Raw genomic sequence first — 23,333 nt, 5'->3', positions numbered from 1 at the left:
CTTGTGACCTGGAGGTAGTCGGCGTGCGCTTGCCCAAGCGAGTAGCGATGCTCAGCGTGCACACCTCACCTCTCGATCAGCCCGGGACGGGCGATGCCGGCGGACTGAACGTCTACGTCCTCGAGCTGGCCCGCGAGCTGGCTCAGCGCGACATCGAGATCGAGATCTTCACCCGCGCGACGTCCAGCGACCTGCCGCCCGTGGTCGAGAGCGAGCCGGGGATCCGTGTACGGAACGTCGTCGCCGGCCCGTTCGAGGGACTGTCGAAGAACGACCTGCCCGCGCAGCTCTGCCCATTCGCCCGCGACGTGCTGCGGGCCGAGGCGATGCGCGACCACGGCTGGTACGACCTCGTGCACTCGCACTACTGGCTGTCCGGCCAGGTCGGCGCGCTCGCGAAGGACCGCTGGGGCGTCCCGCTCGTCCACACCATGCACACGATGGCGAAGGTGAAGAACTCGCTGCTCGCCGACGGCGACGAGCCGGAGCCGCAGGCGCGGATCATCGGCGAGGAGCAGGTCGTGGAGGCTTCTGACCGGCTCATCGCCAACACCGACCAGGAGGCGCGGCAGCTGATCGACCTGTACGCCGCCGACCCGCGGCGCGTCGCGGTCGTCAACCCGGGCGTGGATCTGGACGTGTTCTCGCCCGGCGACCGGCTGTTGGAGCGCAAGCGGCTGGGGTTGCCGCCGGACGCGATCGTGCTCGCGTTCGTGGGGAGGATCCAGCCGTTGAAGGCGCCGGACGTGCTCATCCGGGCGGCCGCCGAGCTGGTCGCGCGCGACCCGTCGCTGCGGTCCCGGCTGGTCGTGGCGGTCGTCGGCGGGCCCTCCGGCTCGGGAACGGCGGAGCCGGACGCCCTCGTACGGCTGGCGAAGACGCTCCGCGTCGACGACCTGGTCCGCTTCGAGCCGCCGGTGCGCCAGCACGAGCTGGCCAGCTGGTATCGGGCGGCCGATCTGGTGGCGGTGCCGTCGTACAACGAGTCGTTCGGCCTGGTCGCGCTGGAGGCGCAGGCGTGCGGAACGCCGGTGGTCGCGGCGGCGACGGGCGGGCTGCTGACCGCGGTCGCGGACGGGGTGTCGGGCGTCCTGGTCGACTCGCACGCGCCGGAGGAGTGGGCGCGGGTGCTGCGGTCGCTGGTCTGCGATCCGCTCCGGCTTCGGGCGTACGGAGCGGCTGGCGTGCGGCACGCGCAGCGGTTCGGCTGGTCGGCGACGGCCGAACGAACCCTGGACGTCTATCAGGAGGCGATCGAGTCCCTGGCAGCATTGAGCGCGTGAGCGCCGCTGCTTCGGTCATCCGGTCCGCCCTCGCCGAGCTCGAGGTCGAGTGGGAAGAGCCGCGCCCGGGGAACTTCGTCGTGACGTTGCCGGGGGAGCGGAAGCTGAAGACGGCCTGCGTGCTGGACGTCGGCGCGCACGCGGTCAGCGTGCACGCGTTCGTCGCGCGGCAGCCGGACGAGAACCACGAGGCGGTGTACCGGTTCCTGCTCGAGCGGAACCTGCGGCTGCACGGTGTCGCGTTCGCGATCGACCACCTCGGCGACATCCACCTGGCGGGCAAGCTCCCGCTGGCCGCGGTGACCGCGGCGGAGGTGGATCAGCTGCTGGGGTCGGTGCTGGAGGCGGCGGACGACTCGTTCAACCAGATCCTCAAGCTGGGCTTCGCGTCGTCGATTCGCCGCGAGTGGGAGTGGCGTACGTCACGCGGCGAGTCGACGGCGAACCTGGCGGCTTTCCAGGATTGGTTGCGCGAGTGACTACCAGCAGACGACCTCGCCGGACTCGTCCTTCTCGCACTTGCCGTGAGCGCTCGCCGGCGTGACGGCGATGGCGGTGAACGCGACCGCGGCGATCGCGGCGAGGACGAACGCGGTGATGCGACGACGCATGATGTGCCCCTTGTCCCTCGTGAGGTGTGGTCGGGCGGCAGGTTAATCGACGTTGTGGTGGGCTCGCTAGAGTCGAGGCCATGACTGCTGCGCACCGGCTGATCCTGATTCGTCACGGCGAGAGCGAGTGGAACTCCAAGAACCTCTTCACCGGCTGGGTCGACGTCGGCCTGACCACGAAGGGCGCCGAGGAGGCTCGGCGGGGCGGTGAGCTGCTGCGTTCCCGTTCGCTGCTGCCGGACGTTCTGCACACGTCGGTGCTGCGGCGGGCGATCCGTACGGCGGAGATCGCGCTGGACGAGGCCGACCTCGGCTGGCTGCCGGTGCGCCGGTCGTGGCGGCTGAACGAGCGGCACTACGGGGCGCTGCAGGGCAAGGACAAGGCGCAGACGCTGGCGAAGTTCGGCGAGGAGCAGTTCATGATCTGGCGGCGCTCGTACTCCACGCCTCCGCCGCCGCTGGACGACTCGTCGGAGTTCTCCCAGGCCGGGGACGCGCGGTACGCCGACCTCCCGCCCGAACTGCTGCCGCGGACCGAGTGCCTGGCCGACGTGGTCGACCGGATGCTGCCGTACTGGTACGACGGCATCGTTCCGGACCTGCGCCGCGGCCAGACCGTGCTGATCGCCGCCCACGGCAACTCGCTGCGTGCGCTGGTGAAGCACCTGGACGGGATGACGGACGAGGCGGTGGTGGCGCTGAACATCCCGACCGGGATCCCGTTGCTGTACGAGCTCGACGAGTCCCTCAAGCCGCTGACCCCGGGCGGGGAGTACCTCGACCCCGAGGCCGCCGTGGCGGCGATCGAAGCGGTGAAGAACCAGGGTCGGAAGTAGTCCCGCTCGCCTCACACGGCGAGTGGCCCCTCTACCTGGCGTCTACCTGGCGTCAAGGGGCAAATGATCATGTAAACATGATCATTGGCCCGGGCGGTGGAGGAAAGACCAGCTCATACCCACTCAAGCTGGGATCGATGCCAGCTCGTCCACATTCTGGGATGATCCGGAAACGGGTCGCACTCGTCTGACGACCTTAGTACCGTTGATGATCAGTAGACACCGCAGTCTGCTTCGAAGTCCCAACCGCCCACCAGCTGCCAGTTAAGGTGCGTGCGCGCTATGCCCGCGTCACATCGAGCGCTCCACAGCGCTCCGGTGATCCGGCTGACTCTCCGCCATATCCCAGTGTTGCCTTCCTACTTCCTGCCGTCCCTCCTCTGACAGGGACTCTCCGGCACCGGCAACGCTGAGGACCACCAGCCTGAACTAGAGACGACCTCGCCGACGGCGGGGCCGCGCTAGTGCCGCGACGCGTCCACACAAATCACCGCCGTCGGCGGGAAAGACTGATCGTGTTACCCCTAGGGTCCCGCGCCGGGACCCGGACAGCACCTGCCTTCCCGCATCCACGAAAGACCAACGAGCACAGGCGAAACGCCAAGCCCAAGGTCGCGAACGCGAACAACGGCTGGCTGCGCTGGCTCGCTCCCTACCTCGGTCGGCACCGCCGTACCCTGATCGTCGCGCTCGCCGCGGCGGCCGGCTGGACCGCCGCTCTCGTCTCCGCGCCGCTGCTGCAGAAGGTCGTGGTCGACGACGCCATCGTCGCCCGCGCCAAGCCGCTGCTGCCGTGGGTGGGCGCGCTCGTCGTCGCAGTCCTCGTCAGAGCGCTCATGTCAGCGACCTGGCGTGAGGCCGGCGGACGGCTCAGCCTCCTTGTCCAGAACGACATTCGCGACGACCTCTACGCCCACCTGCAGCGGCTCGACGCCGCGGCGCACGAGCGCATGCAGAGCGGCCAGTTGGTCGCAAGGGTGAACTCCGACCTGGTCCTCATCCAACAGGCAGTCGGCCTGCTCCCACCTGTCCTCGGAACGGTGCTGCAGGTCGTGCTCGCCCTCACGATCATGACGTTCCTCTCGCCGCTCCTCGCGCTCGTCCTGCTCGGCGTGCTGATCGGCCTGGTCGTGATCGCTCGCCGCATGCACATGCGCGTCTACGCGGCGTCCTGGGACGCCCAGCAGCGCGAGGCCGACATGACCACGGTCGCCGAGGAGGCCATCACCGGCGTCCGCGTGGTCAAGGGCTTCGGCCAGGAGTCGAACGAGCTCGGCCGCTTCACCGAGTCCCTCGCCGTCCTGTTCCGTAGCCGTGTACGAGCGATTCGCGAGCGCGCACCTCTGCTCGCCACGCTCCAGGCCAGCCCGCTCGCCGGCCAGGTGCTCGTGCTGCTGCTCGGTGGCTGGCTCGCGCTCAACGGACACGTCACCGTCGGTACGTTCTTCGCGTTCCTCGCCTACCTGGCCGACCTCAACGGTTCGGCACGGCTGCTCGCGATGGTGCTCACGGTCGCGCCCCGCGCGCGGTCCGGCACCGAACGGATCGCCGAGGTGTTCGCGGTCGAGCCCGAGGTCCGCGACGCCGAGGACGTGCAGCTCACGGGCACGCAGCGGCATGGCCGCGAGCGTGGCGCGTTCGTCAGTTTCGATGACGTGTCATTCACTTATCCCGACGGTCCGAAGGCGCTGAACGGGTTCAGCCTCGACGTGCTGCCGGGCGAGACCGTCGCCGTCGTCGGTCCGACCGGGTCCGGCAAGTCGACCGCGCTGCAGCTCGTTCCCCGTCTGCGCAACGCCACGAGCGGGAGCGTCAGGCTGGATGGGATCGATGTCACCCAGCTCCCGCTCGAGCAGCTGCGCAGGCGGATCAGCATGGTGTTCGACGAGGCGATGCTGCTCTCCGGCTCGATCCGGGACAACATCGCGTACGGGCGGCACGACGCCACCAGCGAGGATGTGGAACGGGTCGCCAAGATCGCCGCGATCCACGACTTCGTCGTGTCGCTGCCCGACGGGTACGACACCGAGGTCGGGCAGGAGGGCCTGAGCCTGTCCGGCGGCCAGCGGCAACGGATCGCGCTCGCTCGCGCGCTCCTCGCCGATGTCGACGTCCTCGTGCTGGACGACGCCACCTCCGCGGTCGACGTCCATGTCGAGCGCAAGATCCTCGACGCGATGCAGGAGATCGTCGCCGGCCGGACTGTGATCGTGGTCGCGTACCGCGAATCCACCGTCCAGCTTGCCGATCGCGTGGTCCTGGTCGACCACGGCAAGGTCGTCGACCAGGGTACGCACGACGAGCTGCTCGGACGTTCCGCCCTCTACCAGGGGCTGATGTCCGAGCTGCCCGACGCCGAGCCGGCGTCGAAGCAGGCGCTCGAGCGGCGCGTCACGCCGGAGGCCTGGCAGCCCGCCGAGCGACCGACCGAGACGATCCGCGCCCGCGTGGGTGACCCCGTCTCGCCGGAGCTGCTCGAGGCGTTGGCGCAGCTCAAGCCGGTCAACGACAAGGTCGGCGTCGACACCGACCACCAGACCAAGCGGACGGAGACGTTCCGGCTGCGGCAGCTGATTCGCCCAGAGCGTTGGGCGATCGTGCTCGGCCTCAGCCTGCTGCTGGTCGACACTCTTGCGCTGCTCGCCGGCCCGTTGCTCGTCCAGAACGGGTTGGAGAACGCCCTCGACCACAAGTCGTTCGGCATGCTCCTGTTGAGCTGTGCGGTGTTCGGAGTCGTCGCGCTGATCGACTGGGGCGACGTCTGGGCCACACACGTCGTCACGTCGAAGACGACCGAACGCATCCTGTACGCCTTGCGGGTAAGGCTGTTCGCGCACCTGCAGCGGCTCGGGATGGACTACTACGACCGCACGCACGCCGGTCGGATCATGACCCGGCTCACCTCGGACGTGAACGCGGTCGCGGAGCTCATCCAAGCAGGGTTGACGAACGCGCTCGTCGCGATCGTCACGTTCACCGGCATGACCGCGGTGCTGCTGGTGCTCAACCCGATGATGGCGCTCGTCGTCCTGGCGGTGATCCCGCCCGCGACGGTGGCCACGATCTGGTACCGCAGGGTCGTTGGTCCGGCGTACGAACGGGCTCGCGAGCTCAACTCGATGCTGAACACCTACCTGCACGAGACGCTCGCCGTTCTCCCTGTCACGCAGGCGTTCCGGCGGGAGGGCGCGAACCTCGCGCACTTCCGCGGCCTCGCCCGCGAGCAGCAGGTGGCGCGCGAGACGAGCAACCGGGCAACGGCGAGGTACGTCGCGTTCATCGAGCTGCTCGCCGGCCTCACCGTGGCGGCGACGCTGCTCGTGGGTTGGCAGCTGATCCAGGCCGGTTCGTTGAACGTGGCCGAGCTGATCCCGTTCCTGCTCTACCTGGCGTTGGCGTTCGCGCCGATCCAGCAGATGGCGACGGTGTTCGACATCTACCAGCGGGCGAAGACCGGGGTGACCCGGATCTCCGCGCTGCTGGCCGAAGAGGTGTCGGTGCCGACGCCGGACGAGCCCGTCGAGGTTGGCGAGCTGTCGGGCGACATCGAGCTCAAGGGCGTGGCATTGCAGTACCAGGGCACTGCCAAGCCAGCCTTGCAGGGCGCCGATCTGTCCATCGGGTCTGGCGAACGCGTCGCGTTCGTCGGCCAGACCGGTGCGGGCAAGTCGACGATCGCCAAGGTGATCACGCGGTTCTACGACACGACCGAGGGGCAAGTCCAGGTTGACGGCATGCCCGTGACCTCGTTCGACCCGTCTCGGTTCCGGCAGGCGATCGGGTACGTACCGCAGGAGCCGTTCCTGTTCTCGCGGACGATCCGGGACAACATCGCGTACGGGATCGAGGACGCGCCGGACGAGCTGGTCGAGGCGGCGGCACGTGCGGTGGGTGCGCACGAGTTCATTGCCCAGCTGGACGGCGGGTACCTGCACGAGGTGCAGGAACGCGGCCGTTCGCTCTCGGCGGGTCAGCGGCAGCTGCTCTGCCTGGCAAGGGCGCTGGTGCTCGATCCGCGGGTGCTCGTGCTGGACGAGGCGACCTCGCACCTCGACCTGCAGAGCGAGCGGCGGGTCGAGCAGGCGATGCGGTCGGCGGCGCACGGTCGTACGACGATCGTCATCGCCCACCGGCCGCAGACGCTGCGGTGGGTGGACCGCGTCGTGACCGTGCACCAGGGCCGCGTCGTGGGGGACCAGTCGGCGACCGACTTCCGGCTGTCGACCCGCCCGCACTAGCCCCGCACCGTGATCATGAACGTGATCATGAAGCCGTAGCAGTCGTATACGCCGCTACGGCTTCATGATCACCGACATGATCACCGACATGATCACGGACATGATCACCAGGTGAGGGAGGGGCGCCCTTCGCCGAGCTTGCGGATCGCGGCCAGCGTGTCCGGCAGCAGGGTGCCCTCGTGGGCGGCAACGTTCTCGCGCAGCTGCTGGACCGACTTCGTTCCCGGGATGACTGTCGACACCTGCGGCTGGGCGAGGATGTGCCGGAGCGCGCCGTGCGTGGTGCTGACGCCGGCGGGCAGCAGGGCGGCGAACTCGTCCACCAGCGCCGCTCGTTCGGCGATCTGTTCCGGCGTCCACCGGCTGCGCGGGCCTTCCTCGAAGCGGCTGTCCGCGGTGTACTTTCCGGACAGCCAGCCCGACTCCAGCGGGACCTTGACGATCAGTCCCACGCCTGCAGCCGCGGCGGCCTCGAAGGCCTGGGCGGGTTCCTGGTACAGCGCGTTGAAGCGGATCTCGATCGCCTGGCTGCCGGTGGTCTCGACGATGCGGCGGATCTCCTCGCTGGTGTCCGCCTGGCCGGAGACGCCGTACGCGCGGATCATGCCGGCGTCCTTGAGGCGCTGCAGCTCGCGATAGTGCGGCTGGGTGGTGCCGTCCATGAGCTCGAACGGCGGGCTGTGCACCAGCAGAACGTCGACGTAGTCCGTCCGCAGGCGGGCCAGGCTCTTCGTCAGCGACTCCTCGATGCGGCCGGCGGAGTAGTTCGCGGGCTCGTCCGCCCAGTAGCCGAACTTCGTACACAGCACGACCTGGTCGCGGCGGCCCTCGAGAGCCCGGCCGAGCGCTGCCTCGCTCTTCCCGCCGGCGTACCCGGGTGCGGTGTCGATGAACGTGACGCCGAGCGCGAGCGCCTCGTCCACGATGCGTGCCGACTCGTTCTCGTCGGGCCCGCCCCAGCCCTCGTCGGTGAACTGCCAGGCGCCGAGCCCGATCTCGCTGACCTCGATGGTGGAATTGCCCAGTGGTCGTTTCGCTACGGTCACGCCTTCGACGCTAGGGAGCCGTTCGCGGGGCGGCCAGGCCAATCGGCGCGTCGAGATCCCAGACCAATCCGGCGGTCACCTTGCGGCTGAACCTCGCATAGTGGGGGTCGAACGAGCCCGCCTCGGCGGCCCGGACTTCGGCGGGGCTCCACCACCGGGCCTCGGTGAACTCAGCCAGGTCGGTGGTCAGAGCCAGGTCTCGCTCACCCAGCAGGAGGAACCACAGGCTGACGTCGGTGTGCCCATGGTCGATCCCGACGGTCTCGGTGACGGTGACGAACGCCGGCCTGCGGGCGGGATCCGCGAACCGCGGAACGATGCCGAGCTCCTCCCGTACCTCCCGGTCGGCGGCGTCGGCCGGGTACTCGTCGGGCTCGACGTGTCCTCCCGGCGGCAGCCAGAGTCCCGCGTTGCGGTGGTGGACCAGCAGGCTGCTCCGGTCGGCGGGGTCGACCAGGACGGTGTACGCCACCAGGTGCGGGCTGGGCGTCGCCGGCTTCACGCGACGGAACACGTCGTCGGTGCGCTCGAGCCAACGCAGCGCCTGAGTCTGGTGCTCAGCCTCGAGCCCGTCGAGCGGCGGGATCGCTGCGATGAGCTGATGGATCGTTCGTACGGAAGCGCGCACAGGCGGGACTCTGCCAGAGAACATGACCCAAAGCCCCTCGGCATGGGTGGGGCCGAAGAGCCTGAGGTCACGGCCCGCCGCGGGGGCTACGCGGGGGTCGAGGTGATGTGATCCGGCATCTCGCCGGTCACGAGGTAGATCACCCGGCGGGCCATGGAGACCGCGTGGTCCGCGATCCGCTCGTAGTACCGGCCCAGCAGGGCGATGTCGACCGCGGCTTCCACGCCGTGGGACCAGCCCGGGTCGAGCATCTCCTGGAACAGCGAACGGCGCAGGCCGTCCATCTCGTCGTCGGCACCCACGAGACGCTCCGCTGCCTCGACGTCACGGGCGGCGACGCACGAGGCGATCTCGTGCACCATCCGCTTGGCCACCTTGCCCATCTCGGCAATCGTGGCCTTCACGTCGTCCGGGATCGCGTGCTCGGGGTAGCGCAGCCGGGTGATCTTCGCGACGTGCTCCGCGAGGTCGCCCATCCGCTCCAGGTCTGCCGTCATCCGCAGGGCGCCGACGAGGACGCGCAGGTCCGTGGCAACAGGCTGCTGCAATGCCAGCTGCTCGAACGTCTGCTCCTCCACCAGCGTCTGCAGGCGGTCGATCTCGATGTCGGCGGTAATGACCTGCTCGGCCCGCCGCGCGTCGGCTTCGAGAAGCGCTGTGGTCGCCTCCTCGACGGCAACTTCGACCAGATTCGCCATTTCGACGATCCGGTCGTTGATGCCCTCGAGCTGCTCGTGGAATGCATCCCGCATGGAGAGGACGATAGGCCACCCAGGTGGCCATGTGCAGATCAGCCGTAAACGAAGGGTGAACATCGTTCTAAGTGGTCATGGCGAGGACCTACGGCAAGGCGACTAAGGACTTACGCTCCCCGTACCATCGAACATCGTGGACGCGACATTTGCCGCCGCACTCGGCGGCCTGGTCGGCCTTGCCGTCGGCGCGGTCGCCGTTCTCGCGTTCCGTTTCAGCGAACGAGAGCAGCGACAGGAGATCCGCTCGCCCGCTCCGGCCGTCCCGCCGGACGTGGCGAAGGTGCTCGCCGTCCTCCGTTCCACCGCTGTCGTGGTGGGTCCGCACGACGAGGTTCTGCAGGCCAGCGCCCCGGCGCGGTCGTTCGGAATCGTGCGCGGAAGCCGGCTGGTGGTCGACGAGCTGCTCGAGCTGGTTCGAGACGTTCGCCGCGACGGTGAGATTCGCCAACAGGACTTCGCGATCCCGCGCGACCGGTTCGGGCGCGACGTGCTGTCGATGTCCGCGCGGGTCGCCCCGGTGGGCAGCCAGATGGTGCTGCTGCTGGTCGAGGACCGTACGAAGGAGCGCCGGCTCGACGCGATCCGCCGGGACTTCGTCGCGAACGTCAGCCACGAGCTCAAGACCCCGATAGGCGCGCTGACACTGCTTTCCGAGGCCGTTCAGGACGCCGCGGACGACCCGGAGGCCGTCCAGCGGTTCGCCGGCCGGATGCAGATCGAGAGCGAACGGCTGAGCCGCCTCGTCCAGCAGATCATCGAGCTGACCCGCGTCCAGGCCGACGATCCGGTCGAGGAGGCGGCGACCGTCGAGGTCGACTCCGTCGTCGACGCGGCGCTGGACCGGAGCCGGGTGGACGCGAACGCCAAGCAGATCAAGCTGATCCGCGCCGGCCTGCGCGACCTGATCGTGCTGGGTAGCGAGGCGCAGCTGGTGATCGCGCTCGGCAACCTGATCGAGAACGCAGTTCGCTACAGCCCCGATCACACTCGCGTGGTCGTCGACGTCCAGGTCGTGGACGCCGACCAGGCCGACGCGGGGGCGGGGGAACTGGTCGAGCTCTCGGTGAGCGACCAGGGCGTCGGTATCCCGGAGGAAGAGCTGGACCGGGTGTTCGAACGGTTCTACCGCGTCGACCGGGCGCGGAGTCGGGCGACAGGCGGTACGGGGCTCGGCCTGTCGATCGTGAAGCACGTCGCCGCCAGCCATGGTGGTGCCGTGACGGTGTGGAGTGTGGAGGGGAAAGGCTCGACGTTCACGTTGCAGCTCCCCCTTCGCGGTGAGGCCGCCGACGCGCACCGCGTCGTCGCGGGCGCCCTGCCGGCGCAGGCCTTGCCTTTGGAGAAGGCAGTTCATCAACACAAGGAGGGCCCCTCGTGACCCGTGTGCTCGTCGTAGAGGACGAGGAGAGCTACAGCGATGCGCTCTCTTACATGCTGCGGAAGGAGGGCTTCGAGGTCGCCCTCGCCGCGACTGGGAACGTCGCGCTGGAGGAGTTCGAGCGCGGCGGAGCCGACATCGTTCTGCTGGACCTGATGTTGCCCGGTCTGCCGGGGACGGAGGTCTGCCGGGAGCTCCGGCGGCGCTCGAACGTTCCGGTGATCATGGTGACCGCGAAGGACACCGAGGTCGACAAGGTGGTCGGCCTGGAGCTGGGCGCGGACGACTACGTGACGAAGCCGTTCTCGCCGCGCGAGCTGGTGGCGCGCATACGAGCCGTGCTGCGCCGCGGCCACGACGGCGCTGAGGTCGTGGCGTCGGCGGTGCTCGAGGGCGGGCCGGTGCGGATGGACGTGGACCGGCACGTGGTGACAGTGGCGGGGCTGGACGTACGCCTGCCGCTGAAGGAGTTCGAGCTGCTGGAGATGTTCCTGCGCAACACCGGCCGGGTGCTGACGCGCGGGCAGCTGATCGACCGGGTGTGGGGCGCGGACTACGTGGGTGACACGAAGACGCTGGACGTCCACGTGAAGCGCCTGCGGGCGAAGATCGAGCCCGACCCCTCCAACCCCCACCACCTGGTGACGGTGCGGGGACTGGGGTACAAGTTCGAGGCCTGAGCCTGGTCTGACGTACGAACGCCCCGCTGCCGGACGCCGGCCGCGGGGCGTTCTGCTTGCGGAAAATGGCGTTGCCAGTCGCACGACCTGGCTGGAAGGGTCGCTGCCCATGGCGACGATCCTCCTCGCCGGTGGCCCTGGCGCCGGCAAGTCGACGGTCACGGCGGCGGTACGGGCGAGGCGACTCCACGCGATCGACCTCGACTACGGCTACGCCCGCCACGAGACTCCGGAAGGGCATCCGGTCGACTTTCCCGCGGAGCCTGACCTGGACTGGCTGACCAGCCATCACTGGCAGTGGATCGACGATCGCCTCGACGAGGCGGTGGCGGAGTGCCGCGACCGCACCGGGCTCCTGTGCGGCACGGCGTTCAACATGTTCGACCGGCTGGACCGCTTCGATCTCGTGCTGCTCCTCCGGCTCGACGACGACACGATGGAGCGTCGGCTTCGCGATCCGCGGCGGGACAACCCGTTCGGCAAGACCGGCGACACCGTGGCCTGGTCGCGCCGTTGGCGGCGGACCGTGGAGGCGGAGCTCCTCGGCCGTGGAGTGCGAGCGATCGATGCCCGCGAGCCGGTCGATCGGGTGGTCGGCGACATCCTGGCAGCCTGCGCGGCCGCCGGGTATCCGCTGAGCTAGGAGGCCTCGGGAGAGGCGGTGTCCGTCGGCTCGGGCGAGGCGGTCTCGGTGTGGGGGATGTCCAGGGTCGGCGTGGGCTCCGGCGTCGGAGTCGGCGACGGGGGGACCGGGACGCCGGTGTACGGGCCGACGCGCGGCTCGATCAGGACGTCCACGGACACGCTCGCCGCGCGCTGGAAGTCGATCGTCAGCTGCGTCACCAGGCCCGGCCCGAGGTTCGTGCCGGTCAGCTCGACGGTCGACGGCTCGCCCAGCGAGGTCTCCTGACCCAGCACGGCGACGCCGTTGGCCGGAACCGGAATGGCCGCCGGGGTGAGCGTTCCGGGCTTCGCGGCGCTGGACACGGCCACGATCGCGTCGGGCTCGTCACCCTTGTTGAAGACCGTCCCGACCAGCGTTGCCTGGTTGGCGCCGGTGACCACCAGCACCAGGTTGCGCAGCTGCAACGAGCCGCTGTTGGCCTGCACGCCGTCGGCGGGCGCGTACGGATCCTGGGTGGCCGCGCCGAAACTGGCAGCGCACGCGGACAGGACCGGCAACATGGCCGCGGCCAGCACGAATGCGAGTCCGCGACGGAACCGGGACGGCATCGACACGGCGTTCCTTCCTCGGGAGATCCCACAAGGGTGATGCGGTAGGGCGATCGAGCGGACCACAGCGTATCGACCCCACTCCGGGACCCGACGATCAAGGTCGGCATCATGGTCTCGCGCCTGACCTGGTTGTTACGGGTTTCGTACGGGTATCACCTAGATCAGCCGCCTGCGGACAACCTCGCGAATGCACGGAAAGCGCTTCTTGTCAAGTCCCGTCGCGGCTCTGACCTGGGGAAACGCCACGGGAGCGGTTGAGAGACCGTGATAAAGTTGAGGCAAGGAAGGGGTACCGTACATATGACTTTCAAGGTCGGCGAGACAGTGGTGTACCCCCATCATGGGGCTGCCGTCATCGATGACATCGAGATCCGAAAAATCAAGGGCGTAGATCGAACGTATCTCGTCCTGAAAATCGTCGCCCAGAGCGATCTCATTGTTCGGGTACCCGCGGACAACGTCGATCTCGTGGGGGTTCGCGACGTCGTAGGCCAGGAGGGCTTGGAAAAGGTCTTCGAGGTGCTACGTGCGCCACACACCGAAGAGCCCACCAACTGGTCGCGCCGCTACAAGGCCAACCTCGAGAAGCTCGCCTCCGGCGACGTGATCAAGGTGGCCGAAGTGGTCCGTGACCTCTGGCGCCGCGAGCGTGACCGAGGCCTGTCCGCTGGAGAGAAGCGGATGTTGGCCAAGGCGCGTCAGATCCTCGTGAGTGAGCTCGCGCTCGCTGAGAACACCAACGAGGACAAGGCGGAGGCCCTGCTCGACGAGGTCCTCGCTTCCTGATCCACCAACTCAATCAGCCCCCGACGTGATCGTCGGGGGCTCATTGGCTCTCTAGGGCGAAGAAGAATGACCACCGCAGCGATCGTCCCTGCCGCAGGCCGCGGCGAACGGATGGGACCCGGCACCCCCAAGGCCCTCCGGCTCCTGGGCGGCGCCCCGGTGCTCGTCCATGCCGTACGAGCCCTTGCCCGCGCCCGCTCCGTCGAGCTGGTCGTCGTCGCCGCGCCGCCGGACGACGTGGCCAGCGTCGAACGGCTGCTGGACGACTTCGAGCTCACCGGCGCCGAGGTCGAGGTGGTGGGAGGCGGAGATCATCGCCAGCGTTCGGTCAGCAGAGCCCTCGCCGCGCTCCCCGACGAGGTCGACATCGTGCTCGTCCACGACGCCGCCCGGCCGCTCGTCCCGCCTGAGCTCGTCGACGCGGTAGCGACCGCCGTCCGGACCGGTGCCGACGCCTGCATCCCGGTGATCCCGGTCGCCGACACGATCAAGGAGGTCGACGGCCAGGTCGTCGCGCGTACGCTCGACCGCTCCCGCCTGCGCGCCGTCCAGACCCCGCAGGGGTTCCGAAGGGAGCTGCTCGCCAAGGCGCACGCCTGGGCCGATGCCGCCACCGCGGAGGAGCTCGCGAGCGTCACCGACGACGCCGGCCTGGTCGAACGTCTCGGCGTCCCCGTCACCTGCGTGCCCGGCTCGGAGGAGGCGTTCAAGGTGACGCGGCCGTTCGACCTCGTGCTCGCCGAGGCGATCCTCGCCCGCCGCCGGGCGGACGGCTTCCGGTGAACGTTCCCCGCGTCGGCATCGGCGTCGACGTGCACCCGTTCGAAGCCGGCCGGGAGCTCTGGCTCGCCGGCCTGCTCTGGGAGGGCGAGCCCGCCGGCCTGAAGGGCCACTCCGACGGCGACGCCGCCGCGCACGCCGCCTGCGACGCGCTACTTTCCGCCGCCGGGCTTGGCGATCTCGGCTCGAACTTCGGCACCTCTCGCCCGGAGTGGCAGGGTGCCAACGGCGTCGCGTTCCTCCGCGAGACTGCCCGCCTGCTCCGCGAGAACGGCTGGCAGCTCGGCAACGTCGCGATCCAGATCGTCGGCGAACGTCCCCGCCTCGGTCCGCGGCGAGCCGAAGCCGAGAAGGTCCTCAGTGAGGCGATCGACGCACCCGTCACGATCGCCGCCACGACCACCGACGGCCTCGGCCTCACCGGCCGCGGCGAAGGCGTCGCCGCCCTAGCAACCGCTCTCATCTTCTCGACCGGCTGAAGGAGGATCGCCGATCATCCGATCGGTTGATGCCACGCCAAGATCGACCACCTAGCGTGATGAGCAAACGTCCTTTCCAGCAAGGGAAATCACATGACTGAGGTGTCTCGTCGCGGCCTGCTCGTCGGTGCGGCAGCGGTAGGTAGCGCGGCCGTCGCGGGCAGTGCCACCCCAGCCGCCGCCAGCCCTGCCTCCTACCGCCCCGAGGCGGAGAAGGTCCTGCCGGGAACCGGGCGCTACGAGGACCTGCTCCTGCGCGGACTCGAGCGGCGCTTCCACGGCAGCCCCGACTACATCCGCGTCCCGTTCACCACCGAGCAGGTCGTCGACGCGGTCCAGGACGCCGTCGACCAGAAGAAGCAGCTCGCCGTGCGCGGTGGCGGGCACTGCTACGAGGACTTCGTCGCGAGCGACGACGTCCGCGTCCTCATCGACATGTCCCACCTCACCGACGTCGAGTACGATCCGCGGCTGCGGGCGTTCAGCATCGGCGCGGGCGCCACGCTGGACAAAGTCTTCAAGGATCTCTACTACGGCTGGGGCGTCACGATCCCCGGCGGCGGCTGCCTGACGGTCGGCGTCGGCGGGCACTTCGCCGGCGGCGGGTACGGTCCGCTGTCGCGGCTGTTCGGCTCGGTCGTCGACCACCTGTACGGCGTCGAGGTCGTCGTGGTCGACAAGCGTGGTCGCGCCCGCGCGGTCCTCGCCACCAGGGAGAACCAACACCGCGACCTGTGGTGGGCGCACACCGGCGGCGGTGGCGGCAACTTCGGCGTGGTCACGCGCTACCTGCTCCGCAGCCACGGCGTCTCCGGCGCCGACCCGACCCGCGCGCTTCCCCGCCCGCCCGAGACGCTGATGTCGGCGGTCGTCGCGTTCGACTGGAACGCGCTGACGAAGGAGTCCTTCACCAGAACGGTGTCGAACTTCTTCGCCTGGTACGAGAAGTACAGCGCGCCGGGCAACCCGTACGCCTCGCTCTACAGCCCGTTCCTCCTTGGTGCCAAGGCGACCGGCGGCCTGCTGCTGTCCAGTCAGCTCGACGGGACGCTGCCGAACGCGGAGAAGATGCTGCGCGACTTCCACGCCGCGGTGCTCGAGGGCGTGGAGCCCAAGCCGTATGTCGAGGACCCGCACCCCGGCCCGTTCCTCGCGACGACGCGGCAGCGCTCGATCGCCGAGGACATGTCCGGCGGTACGCGCGGCAAGCTGAAGGCCGCGTACTTCCGCAAGGGCTGGAACGCCCGGCAGATCGGCGTGCTGTTCGACGCTCTGCAGAAGCCGGAGGCCAACGCGAACACCGTCGCGCTGCTCGTCCCGTACGGCGGCCAGATCAACGCGATCGCCCCGACGGCGACCGCGACCGCTCAGCGCGACTCGATCATGAAGCTCGCGCTCGGCACGAGCTGGACGGACGCCGCGGAGGACGAGAAGCACCTCACCTGGTCCCGCGACGTCTACCAGGAGCTCTACCGCGACACGGGCGGCGTGCCGGTGTCGAACGAGTTCAACGACGGTTCGTACATCAACTACTGCGACGTCGACCTGATGGACCCGAAGCTCAACACGTCGGGCGTTCCCTGGACCACGCTGTACTACAAGCAGAACTACAGGCGACTGCGGCAGCTCAAGGCGAAGTGGGACCCGCGCGACACGTTCCACCACGCGATGTCGATTGAGCTTCCATAACGGATTTGTCGTATTACCCTTCCGGGCCGGGCCCGAACCATTACGATCCCGGACCTGGGAGGGGATATGAAGACTGGTTTGCGCGCGTCGACCGCGATCGCGATGTTGGTCGGCTTCTACGTGTTCGCGCTGGCGGTGGTCGCCGGGCTGGTGGGCCTGTGCTGGCTGATCTTCCTGAAGCTGCCCAGCAACCTCCTTGTGGGCAAGCTCATCTGGGTGATCGGCGGCGCCGGCGTGCTGGTGCTGTGGGGGCTGGTCAAGTCGCTGCGGCTGCCGCCGTTCGAGCCGTTCGGCGTGCGGGTCACGCCGGAGGAGCAGCCGGAACTGTGGGCGTTGGTCCGCGAGCTCGCCGCGCAGGTGCAGACCAAGGCGCCGGACGAGATCTGGCTGGACAGTGACGTCAACGCGGGCGTGACCGAGCAGACCCGGTTGCTCGGGCTGATCGGCGGCCGGCGCTACCTGACGATCGGTACGCCGCTGCTGACAGCGCTCACCGTCGACCAGCTGCGCGCCGTTCTGGCGCACGAGCTCGGGCACTACTCCGAGTCGCACACCAAGCTCCTCGCGCTCAGCTACCGCGGCCGCAGCACGGTGATCAGGACCATCGGCCAGCTGCGGAGCGGCAACATCGTGCGCTGGCTCCTGGTCCAGTACGCGAAGCTCTACTTCCTCGTCGAGAGCGCCGTCAGCCGGCAGCAGGAGCTGGAGGCCGACCAGGCCTCGGCCCGGATCGCCGGGCGTACGGCGGCCCAGACGGCGCTGCGCGAGGTGTCGGTCATCAACGCCGCTTGGAACTTCTACCTCGAGAACTACGTGGGATGGGCCCTCGACTACGGCGTTGCCCCGCGCGGGGTCGTGCGCGGCTTCGTGCCGTTCCTGCAGGGGCGGGCCGACCAGCTCTCCGAGCTCCGGTCCAAGGAGGTCGAGGACCAGGCCTCGCGCTGGGACAGCCACCCGTCTCACGCCGTACGGATCGCCGCCCTGGCGGACGCTCCCGAGCTCGGAGGCGCGTCCGACTCCCGCCCGGCGACGGCGGTCCTGGGCGCTCCGGACGAGCTGTTCGACCGGGTGGAGCAGGTCGCGTTCGACTTCGGCTCCCGGGAGCGGCTGGACTGGGACGGCTACGTCACCCGCGGCGCGCTGGCCAGCGCGCAGACGTTCGCCGACGCCCTCTACCGGGGGCTGACTCGGTTGGGCGGGGAGGCCTCGTTCGACACCGTTCTGTCCTACGCGGCCGAGGGGCGGCTGCCCGAGCTGCGTGAGCAGCTGGCTTCGGTGAACGCGCCGCATGACTTCGGCGCTGTCGTGACCGCCGCCGCGCTGCGGGGAGGGGTCGTGACCGCTAAGCAGCGTTGGGATCAGAGCCTGGAGCTCGTGTACGTGAGCGATGGCTCGGCGTACTCGGCGGACGAGTTCGAGGAACTGCTGGAGGACTGTCAAGCCGGAGTTGACACGTTCGTACGTCGCCTTGCCGAGCGCGGGATCGAGCTGGATGCCGGCGCTGTCGTCAAGGCGAGCGCGGACGCGCAGACGGCGAATGTCCTTGCTGCGTTGGCGAACTTCAAGGTCGACAGGAAGAACATGGACCTGCTCGTCACCGACGAGGGGCTGGTGTTCGTTCCCGCGCCGCGCTCGACGGACAACGGCGACGTACGGTTGCAGAAGCTGCTGGACAGTGCGCCGGTCGCGGAGATCGCCGCCCGGTCGAACAGCCTGTGGATCCCGTACGAGGAGGTCCGCGGGGGCGAGGTCCTGCGCAAGCTGCCGATGAAGGTCCGGCTCGACCGGCACGGCAAGGACCCGGTGGAGCTGCGGCAGGTCCTGACTGGCGACGCGCTCGGGAACTCGCAGGAGACGTTCGTCGGCGTGATGGGCGAGCTCGTCCAGCGCGGGGTCGCTGTCCCCACCACCTGAGCGTGGCGCGTGGCCGGTAGCCGGGTCGGTACCCTGGGTGGGTGAATCTGCGCCTGTACGACACGCACGCGCGTGCTCTTCGTGAATTCGAGCCGTTGGTACCCGGCAAGGTCACGATGTACGTGTGTGGTGCCACCGTGCAGGGGCCGCCGCACGTCGGGCACGTCCGGTTCGCGGTCAACTTCGACCTGCTCTGGCGCTGGTTCGAGCACCTCGGCAACGAGGTGACGCTGGCCCGGAACGTCACCGACATCGACGACAAGATCCTGGTGAAGGCTGCCGCCGCGGGCGAGCCGTGGTGGCAGCTGGCGTACCGGAACGAGCTGGCGTTCTCCGCGGCGTACGACGTTCTGGGCTGCCTCCCGCCGACTGTCGAGCCGCGCGCGACCGGGCACGTGCCGGAGATGATCGCGCTGATCGAGCGGCTGATCGCTGCCGGGCACGCCTACGCGAGCGGTGGCGACGTGCTGTTCGACGTCAGGTCGCACCCGACGTACGGCGAGCTGTCGGGGCAGAAGGTCGACGACCTCGTGACCGCCGGCGACACCGAGAACGCCTCCGCCAAGCGCGACCAGCGTGACTTCGCGCTGTGGAAGGGCGCGAAGCCGGGGGAGCCGTCCTGGTCCACGCCCTGGGGTCCCGGGCGGCCAGGGTGGCACGTGGAGTGCTCGGCGATGGCGACGAAGTACCTCGGCTCGACGTTCGACATCCACGGCGGCGGCATCGACCTGGTGTTCCCGCACCACGAGAACGAGCTCGCGCAGTCGCGCGCCGCCGGTGACGGGTTCGCTCGCTACTGGCTGCACAACGCGTGGGTGACGATGGCGGGCGAGAAGATGAGCAAGTCGCTGGGGAACGACCTGCTGGTCTCCGAGGTGGTGAAACACGTTCGACCGGTGGAGCTGCGCTACTTCCTCGCGGCGCCGCACTACCGGTCGACGGTGGAGTACTCGGCCGAGGCGTTGGCCGACGCTGCGACCGCCTACGGGCGGCTGGAAGGCTTCGTGGACCGGGCTTCGGAGTTCGTCGGGGCTGTGGACGAACTGCCCGCGGTGCCGTCGGCGTTCGCGGCGGCGATGAACGACGACCTGGGCGTGCCACAGGCGCTGGCGGTCGTGCACGCGGCCGTACGCGAGGGCAACACCGCGCTGGCCTCGGACGACAAGGAGACTGTGCGCGCACGGTTGGGCGAGGTACGTTCGATGCTGGCGGTCCTGGGGCTCGACCCGCACGACGCGCGCTGGCATTCGTCCGACGGGTCGTCGGCGGCGCTGCACTCGGCGGTGGACGTACTGGTGCAGACGTTGCTACGGCAGCGGGCGGCGGCGCGGGAGGCGAAGGACTGGGCAGCGGCGGACGCGATCCGCGACCAGCTGCATGAGGCGGGGATCGAGATCACCGATACGGCGCACGGCGCCAAGTGGGGTTTGGCCAATGGCAGGTAACAGCAACCGCAAGGGCGCGGTCCGGCGCCGGACGTCCGGCAACCCGACCGCGGGCTCGGGCGGGCGGGTCCGTCGCGGGCTCGCCGGCAAGGGGCCTAAGCCGCCGGCGGTGGAGCGGCCGAACCACAAGGCGTACAAGCGGGCGCAAGCGGAGAAGCGCGCCGTCGAGCGCGCTCCTTCGCGCGCGCCGTCGCGCGGGCGTGGGGCACCGGACCGGCCGGAGTGGATCGTCGGGCGCAACCCGGTCGTCGAGGCACTGCGTGCTGGCGTACCCGCGTCGGCCCTGCATGTGGCGGACCGGCTGGAGCGCGACGACCGGGTGCGGGAGGCGTTCCGGCTGGCGGCGGAGCTGGGCGTGCCGTTGATGGAGGTGACGCGGAACGAGCTGGACCGGGTCACGTCGGGTGCGGTGCATCAGGGGTTGGCGATCCAGATCCCTGCTTATGAGTACGCCGAGGCTGACGACCTGGTCGCGCGCGCTGCGGAGCTGGGCGAGCCGCCGTTGCTGGTGGTGCTGGACGGGGTGACCGACCCACGCAACCTCGGGGCGGTCGTCCGTTCGGCGGCGGCATTCGGCGCGCACGGCGTGGTGGTGCCCGAGCGACGCTCGGCCTCGATGACCGCCTCGGCCTGGAAGGCGTCGGCTGGGGCGGCGTTGCGGGTGCCGGTGGCGCGCGTGACGAACCTGACCCGAACGCTGAAGTCATACCAGGCCGAGGGCCTCCTGGTCGTCGGCCTGGCCGCGGACGCGTCCGCCGAGGCCGCCAAGCTGGACAGCTTCGCCGAACCCGTGGTGCTGGTCATCGGCTCCGAGGGCAAAGGCCTGTCCCGGCTGGTCAAGGAGACCTGCGACCACCTCGTGTCGATCCCGATGAGATCAGGCACGGAGTCGCTGAACGCCGGCGTCGCCGCCGGCATCGCCCTGTACGAGGTCGCCCGCCACCGCGCATGACCACCGTCACTGGTCAGATCTTCGCCGAGTACAACTCGTTCACCGTCCAGAGCGATCCCGACGTCTTTGGCTCGGACCTCGATGCCATGTTTGCCGGACAGTCCAACGGCATCTGCGCCGCCGTTGTTCCCGGCTATCTGTACTTCTCGATGGGCACGCACTATGGACCGATCGGGGTGACAGTCGAAGTTCACGAGGGCCGACCGGAGATCGACGACTCCTGGGAGGAAATCGTCGAGGTCGCGTTCGCCCCCGCGACCGTCGACGTCCGAGTCTGCTCTCAGATGTACGGGTCGTCGTTTCCTCCGTTTCGACTCGAGCTGACCGACTACCGCCTGCGGGTCGCCATCAGCGGGATGGGCGAGGCTGCCTCCGCGGACTTCGATCCGGATCGAGCCGTCGAGCGATGCCTGCTCCAGTTCTGGCCGGCACCGCTGGGCCCTGACGTCGTAGTCAAGGCGACCTCGGTGGTCGCCGTCAGGAACCACGAGCGCGCCCGGGCGATCCCGCCTCCGCCACCGCCTCCGACCCCGGAGGAGCTCGCGGAGCGCCGACGCCAGAAGGAGCTGGAGGAAGCCGAACAGCACCGCCGCTATCTCATGAGGGAGTGGGGCGGACGGCTGCCGAGCGATCGGCTGCTCGCGGTCGGCGACGTCGCGCGGGGGTTGGTGCACACCGACGCCGAAGTCGTTCATGCTCTGGACGCCGCCGGCCCCGCACTCCAGCGGACGGTCGCGCGGTGGGCGGCGCGCCGGGTCTACGACCGGGCAGGGCTGGCCGAGGTCGAGTGGATCGCGCCCGCGCTCGCCGCGCTGGAGCGAGGGGAACCGCTTCCGCCGCCGTTCGACCAACCCGACAAGGCCTGGGAGCGACTCATCGCGGACCCCGACGCGCCTGACACGACCATGCTCGGGATGGACGGCCGCTCAGGACCCTGCCACCAGCAGGCGTTTGCCCTTCCATCATTGAGACATGCCGCGGACTCGGACCCACTACGAGCAGCCCTGACTGCGACTCTCGACGCCTGCGCCGGCTACGGCATCGACTATCCGGAGTTGCTCGCCGACCTTCGACGGACGTTTCCGCAGCTGTTCACCTAGAGGGCGCGGGCCTTTTGGAGGAGGCCGGCGGCTACTTGGTTGAGGGCTTCGGCGCGGGTGGAGCGGGTGGCGCCGGTGACTTGGATCTCGGCCCAGGTGGTCTCGTCGAGCACCAGGCAGCCGTGGGCGGCGTCTTCTGTCGTCGCTGTCAAGAACGTGTTGCCCTCCACCGCGCTCGTCCGCACCGCGGCGGGGTTGGCCGAGCCTGGCCCAAGCGGGTTGGTCAAGGCCGCGGAGATGAGGCTGCGGCCCACGTGCGGGCGGACCTCGACCAGGGTGCCCAAGGGACCGGTGAATCGGCACGCCTCGCCCGCGGGCATGCCGCCGGAGACCAGGGCGCAAGGCGGGGTTGACGACGTCACCCGTACGTCGCCTCGCCAGCTCACGCCGAGCAGCGACCGCCCGGACGAAGCAGGCGCGAACGGGCGCACCAAAGTGCCCGACGCGACCCGGCCCGCCACCGCTCCGCTCAAGGACAACGCCAGCTGCTCGGAGTAGGACGTCAACGACCCGCGATACCCCACCACGGCCACGCGTACGGTCCGCTGCGGCCCCACGCTCACCAAAGCCTCAGCACCAGGCTGGCTCGCGGGCCGCACCACCGTTCCCACCAGCCGAGGCATCCCGTGCACCTCGTCCACCCGACCGTACAAAGGCTGCTCCAACCCCCGCGACAACCGCCGCGCAGTCTCCCGCACGCCGAACGGGAAGCTCGACACCACGACCCGCATCAGGTTCGGGTACCAAACCCCGGACGACGCGGCAGAAGGCGTGCCCAACCACACCTCGCACACCGAGTCCGCGCCGAACATCGACGACGAATGGCTCGAAGCCACCGGCACACCGAACGGCGACGTGAAGTCCGAAGCCGAGACCACCTGGCACGCGTCGCGCGGCACCATCCCGCGGTCCTTCATCGCCTCCGGCAGCTCCGCAGCTGGCACCCCCACCTGAGGGAACGCCTTCAACGGCACGACCCGCACCGACGACAGGAACGACGACGACGCGGCAGACGGGTACGACGACTTCAACGAAGCGAAGTCCAGCAACACCAGATCGCGCGACGATGACACCCCGCCGAGCACCTCATGTCGCAACACCGACGAGGGATCCGCCTTCGCCACCGGAGCAACCCCAGAAGGGGCGGAAGCAGCAGCGACCACGGGCCGCATCCCCGGCGTCACACAAGGCGACTCGACTGCCTGCGACAACGAGAACGCCCCGAACGCCGGCACCGAGCCGGGTACGTAGCAACCCGACCGCGCGGACCCACCGAGAATCGGCGTCGCCGACTCGGGCCGCAGCGTGCCACGAAGGCGCGACACCGCCACACTGATCCGCGAGCCGGACGCGTCGGCGTACGTCACCTCACCCGGACTCGTCCGCGACACCGAGAATCCGACCGGCAGCGTGAACGAAACCGCGGTGGAGTCGTTCGCCACGACCGCCTCGAGCGGTTGCGGCGCAGATGTCGCAATCGTCAACGGATATGAAGGT

At 69.4% G+C, this 23,333-nt stretch carries 21 protein-coding genes; 15 read left to right on the top strand and 6 right to left on the bottom strand.

Going from position 1 to position 23,333, the window contains the following annotated elements; all coding sequences use genetic code 11:
- Positions 1 to 23: 23 nt before the first annotated feature.
- Both mshA and JOD67_RS02310 read left to right on the top strand, forming a co-directional pair.
- Positions 24 to 1,283, top strand: a complete 1,260-nt coding sequence (gene mshA, locus JOD67_RS02315; protein WP_443734240.1) for a D-inositol-3-phosphate glycosyltransferase — start codon at positions 24 to 26, stop codon at positions 1,281 to 1,283.
- A complete protein-coding gene (locus JOD67_RS02310) occupies positions 1,280 to 1,762 on the top strand; it encodes a type III secretion system chaperone family protein (protein ID WP_307782244.1) in 483 nt (160 codons plus the stop codon). The genes mshA and JOD67_RS02310 overlap by 4 nt, the downstream gene beginning before the upstream one ends.
- On the opposite strand, the gene JOD67_RS40985 is transcribed toward JOD67_RS02310, so the two are convergent.
- A complete protein-coding gene (locus JOD67_RS40985; RefSeq protein WP_275577039.1) occupies positions 1,763 to 1,894 on the bottom strand; it encodes a hypothetical protein in 132 nt (43 codons plus the stop codon).
- 80 nt (positions 1,895 to 1,974) lie between these two features.
- Between JOD67_RS40985 and JOD67_RS02305 the strand changes: the two genes are divergently transcribed.
- Together JOD67_RS02305 and JOD67_RS02300 are read left to right on the top strand one after the other, a co-directional pair.
- Complete coding sequence (locus JOD67_RS02305) at positions 1,975 to 2,730, top strand: phosphoglyceromutase (protein ID WP_205114465.1); 756 nt, start codon at positions 1,975 to 1,977, stop codon at positions 2,728 to 2,730.
- Between the two features lie 515 nt (positions 2,731 to 3,245).
- Complete coding sequence (locus JOD67_RS02300; RefSeq protein WP_205114463.1) at positions 3,246 to 6,968, top strand: ABC transporter ATP-binding protein; 3,723 nt, start codon at positions 3,246 to 3,248, stop codon at positions 6,966 to 6,968.
- 104 nt (positions 6,969 to 7,072) lie between these two features.
- Here JOD67_RS02300 and JOD67_RS02295 read toward each other — a convergent pair whose 3' ends face one another.
- The 3 genes from JOD67_RS02295 to phoU all read right to left on the bottom strand — a co-directional run bounded on the left by JOD67_RS02295 (position 7,073) and on the right by phoU (position 9,394).
- Positions 7,073 to 8,014, bottom strand: a complete 942-nt coding sequence (locus JOD67_RS02295) for an aldo/keto reductase (RefSeq protein ID WP_205114461.1) — start codon at positions 8,012 to 8,014, stop codon at positions 7,073 to 7,075.
- 10 nt (positions 8,015 to 8,024) lie between these two features.
- Positions 8,025 to 8,642 carry an NUDIX hydrolase gene (locus tag JOD67_RS02290; protein WP_205114459.1) on the bottom strand — a complete coding sequence of 206 codons (618 nt, stop codon included), beginning with the start codon at positions 8,640 to 8,642 and terminating at the stop codon, positions 8,025 to 8,027.
- An 86-nt stretch (positions 8,643 to 8,728) separates the two neighbouring features.
- Positions 8,729 to 9,394, bottom strand: coding sequence for a phosphate signaling complex protein PhoU (gene phoU, locus JOD67_RS02285; RefSeq protein ID WP_205114457.1), 666 nt, complete (start codon positions 9,392 to 9,394; stop codon positions 8,729 to 8,731).
- A 136-nt stretch (positions 9,395 to 9,530) separates the two neighbouring features.
- Here phoU and JOD67_RS02280 point away from each other — a divergent pair, with 136 nt between their 5' ends.
- The 3 genes from JOD67_RS02280 (at position 9,531) to JOD67_RS02270 (ending at position 12,098) form a co-directional block, all read left to right on the top strand.
- The gene (locus JOD67_RS02280) at positions 9,531 to 10,775 is read left to right on the top strand and encodes a sensor histidine kinase (protein WP_205114455.1); all 1,245 of its coding nucleotides are present in this window, start codon (positions 9,531 to 9,533) and stop codon (positions 10,773 to 10,775) included.
- Positions 10,772 to 11,455, top strand: coding sequence for a response regulator (locus tag JOD67_RS02275; RefSeq protein ID WP_205114453.1), 684 nt, complete (start codon positions 10,772 to 10,774; stop codon positions 11,453 to 11,455). The genes JOD67_RS02280 and JOD67_RS02275 overlap by 4 nt, the downstream gene beginning before the upstream one ends.
- A gap of 109 nt (positions 11,456 to 11,564) precedes the next feature.
- Positions 11,565 to 12,098, top strand: a complete 534-nt coding sequence (locus JOD67_RS02270) for a hypothetical protein (RefSeq protein WP_205114451.1) — start codon at positions 11,565 to 11,567, stop codon at positions 12,096 to 12,098.
- Here the strand turns inward: JOD67_RS02270 and JOD67_RS02265 are convergent.
- Positions 12,095 to 12,694: a hypothetical protein gene (locus JOD67_RS02265; protein ID WP_205114449.1), complete on the bottom strand. Its 600-nt coding sequence runs from the start codon at positions 12,692 to 12,694 to the stop codon at positions 12,095 to 12,097. The two genes, JOD67_RS02270 and JOD67_RS02265, sit on opposite strands and share 4 nt — an antisense overlap.
- A gap of 297 nt (positions 12,695 to 12,991) precedes the next feature.
- Here JOD67_RS02265 and JOD67_RS02260 point away from each other — a divergent pair, with 297 nt between their 5' ends.
- The 8 genes from JOD67_RS02260 to JOD67_RS02225 all read left to right on the top strand — a co-directional run bounded on the left by JOD67_RS02260 (position 12,992) and on the right by JOD67_RS02225 (position 21,836).
- Positions 12,992 to 13,477 (top strand): CarD family transcriptional regulator, encoded by a 486-nt coding sequence (locus JOD67_RS02260; RefSeq protein ID WP_205114447.1) that lies wholly within the window; start codon positions 12,992 to 12,994, stop codon positions 13,475 to 13,477.
- Between the two features lie 66 nt (positions 13,478 to 13,543).
- The gene (ispD, locus tag JOD67_RS02255; RefSeq protein WP_205114445.1) at positions 13,544 to 14,260 is read left to right on the top strand and encodes a 2-C-methyl-D-erythritol 4-phosphate cytidylyltransferase; all 717 of its coding nucleotides are present in this window, start codon (positions 13,544 to 13,546) and stop codon (positions 14,258 to 14,260) included.
- Positions 14,257 to 14,736, top strand: coding sequence for a 2-C-methyl-D-erythritol 2,4-cyclodiphosphate synthase (ispF, locus tag JOD67_RS02250; protein WP_205114443.1), 480 nt, complete (start codon positions 14,257 to 14,259; stop codon positions 14,734 to 14,736). Before ispD ends, ispF begins: the two co-directional genes overlap by 4 nt.
- Positions 14,737 to 14,829: 93 nt before the next feature.
- Entirely contained in the window at positions 14,830 to 16,425 is a 1,596-nt protein-coding gene (locus JOD67_RS02245) for an FAD-binding oxidoreductase (protein WP_205114441.1), read from the top strand.
- A gap of 66 nt (positions 16,426 to 16,491) precedes the next feature.
- Entirely contained in the window at positions 16,492 to 18,339 is a 1,848-nt protein-coding gene (locus tag JOD67_RS02240) for a M48 family metallopeptidase (protein WP_205114439.1), read from the top strand.
- A 41-nt stretch (positions 18,340 to 18,380) separates the two neighbouring features.
- Positions 18,381 to 19,784, top strand: coding sequence for a cysteine--tRNA ligase (gene cysS, locus JOD67_RS02235; RefSeq protein WP_205114437.1), 1,404 nt, complete (start codon positions 18,381 to 18,383; stop codon positions 19,782 to 19,784).
- On the top strand, positions 19,774 to 20,736 hold the full coding sequence (gene rlmB, locus JOD67_RS02230; RefSeq protein ID WP_205114435.1) for a 23S rRNA (guanosine(2251)-2'-O)-methyltransferase RlmB: 963 nt from the start codon (positions 19,774 to 19,776) through the stop codon (positions 20,734 to 20,736). Before cysS ends, rlmB begins: the two co-directional genes overlap by 11 nt.
- Positions 20,733 to 21,836: a hypothetical protein gene (locus JOD67_RS02225; RefSeq protein ID WP_205114433.1), complete on the top strand. Its 1,104-nt coding sequence runs from the start codon at positions 20,733 to 20,735 to the stop codon at positions 21,834 to 21,836. Before rlmB ends, JOD67_RS02225 begins: the two co-directional genes overlap by 4 nt.
- Here the strand turns inward: JOD67_RS02225 and JOD67_RS02220 are convergent.
- Positions 21,833 to 23,320 (bottom strand): hypothetical protein, encoded by a 1,488-nt coding sequence (locus JOD67_RS02220; protein WP_205114431.1) that lies wholly within the window; start codon positions 23,318 to 23,320, stop codon positions 21,833 to 21,835. The genes JOD67_RS02225 and JOD67_RS02220 overlap by 4 nt on opposite strands.
- Positions 23,321 to 23,333 lie beyond the last annotated feature (13 nt).

The sequence above is a fragment of the Tenggerimyces flavus genome, from assembly GCF_016907715.1.
Classification (GTDB): Bacteria; Actinomycetota; Actinomycetes; order Propionibacteriales; family Actinopolymorphaceae; genus Tenggerimyces; species Tenggerimyces flavus.
Note: the sequence above shows the minus strand (reverse complement) of the source record. Positions and strands in the feature narration are given on the sequence as shown.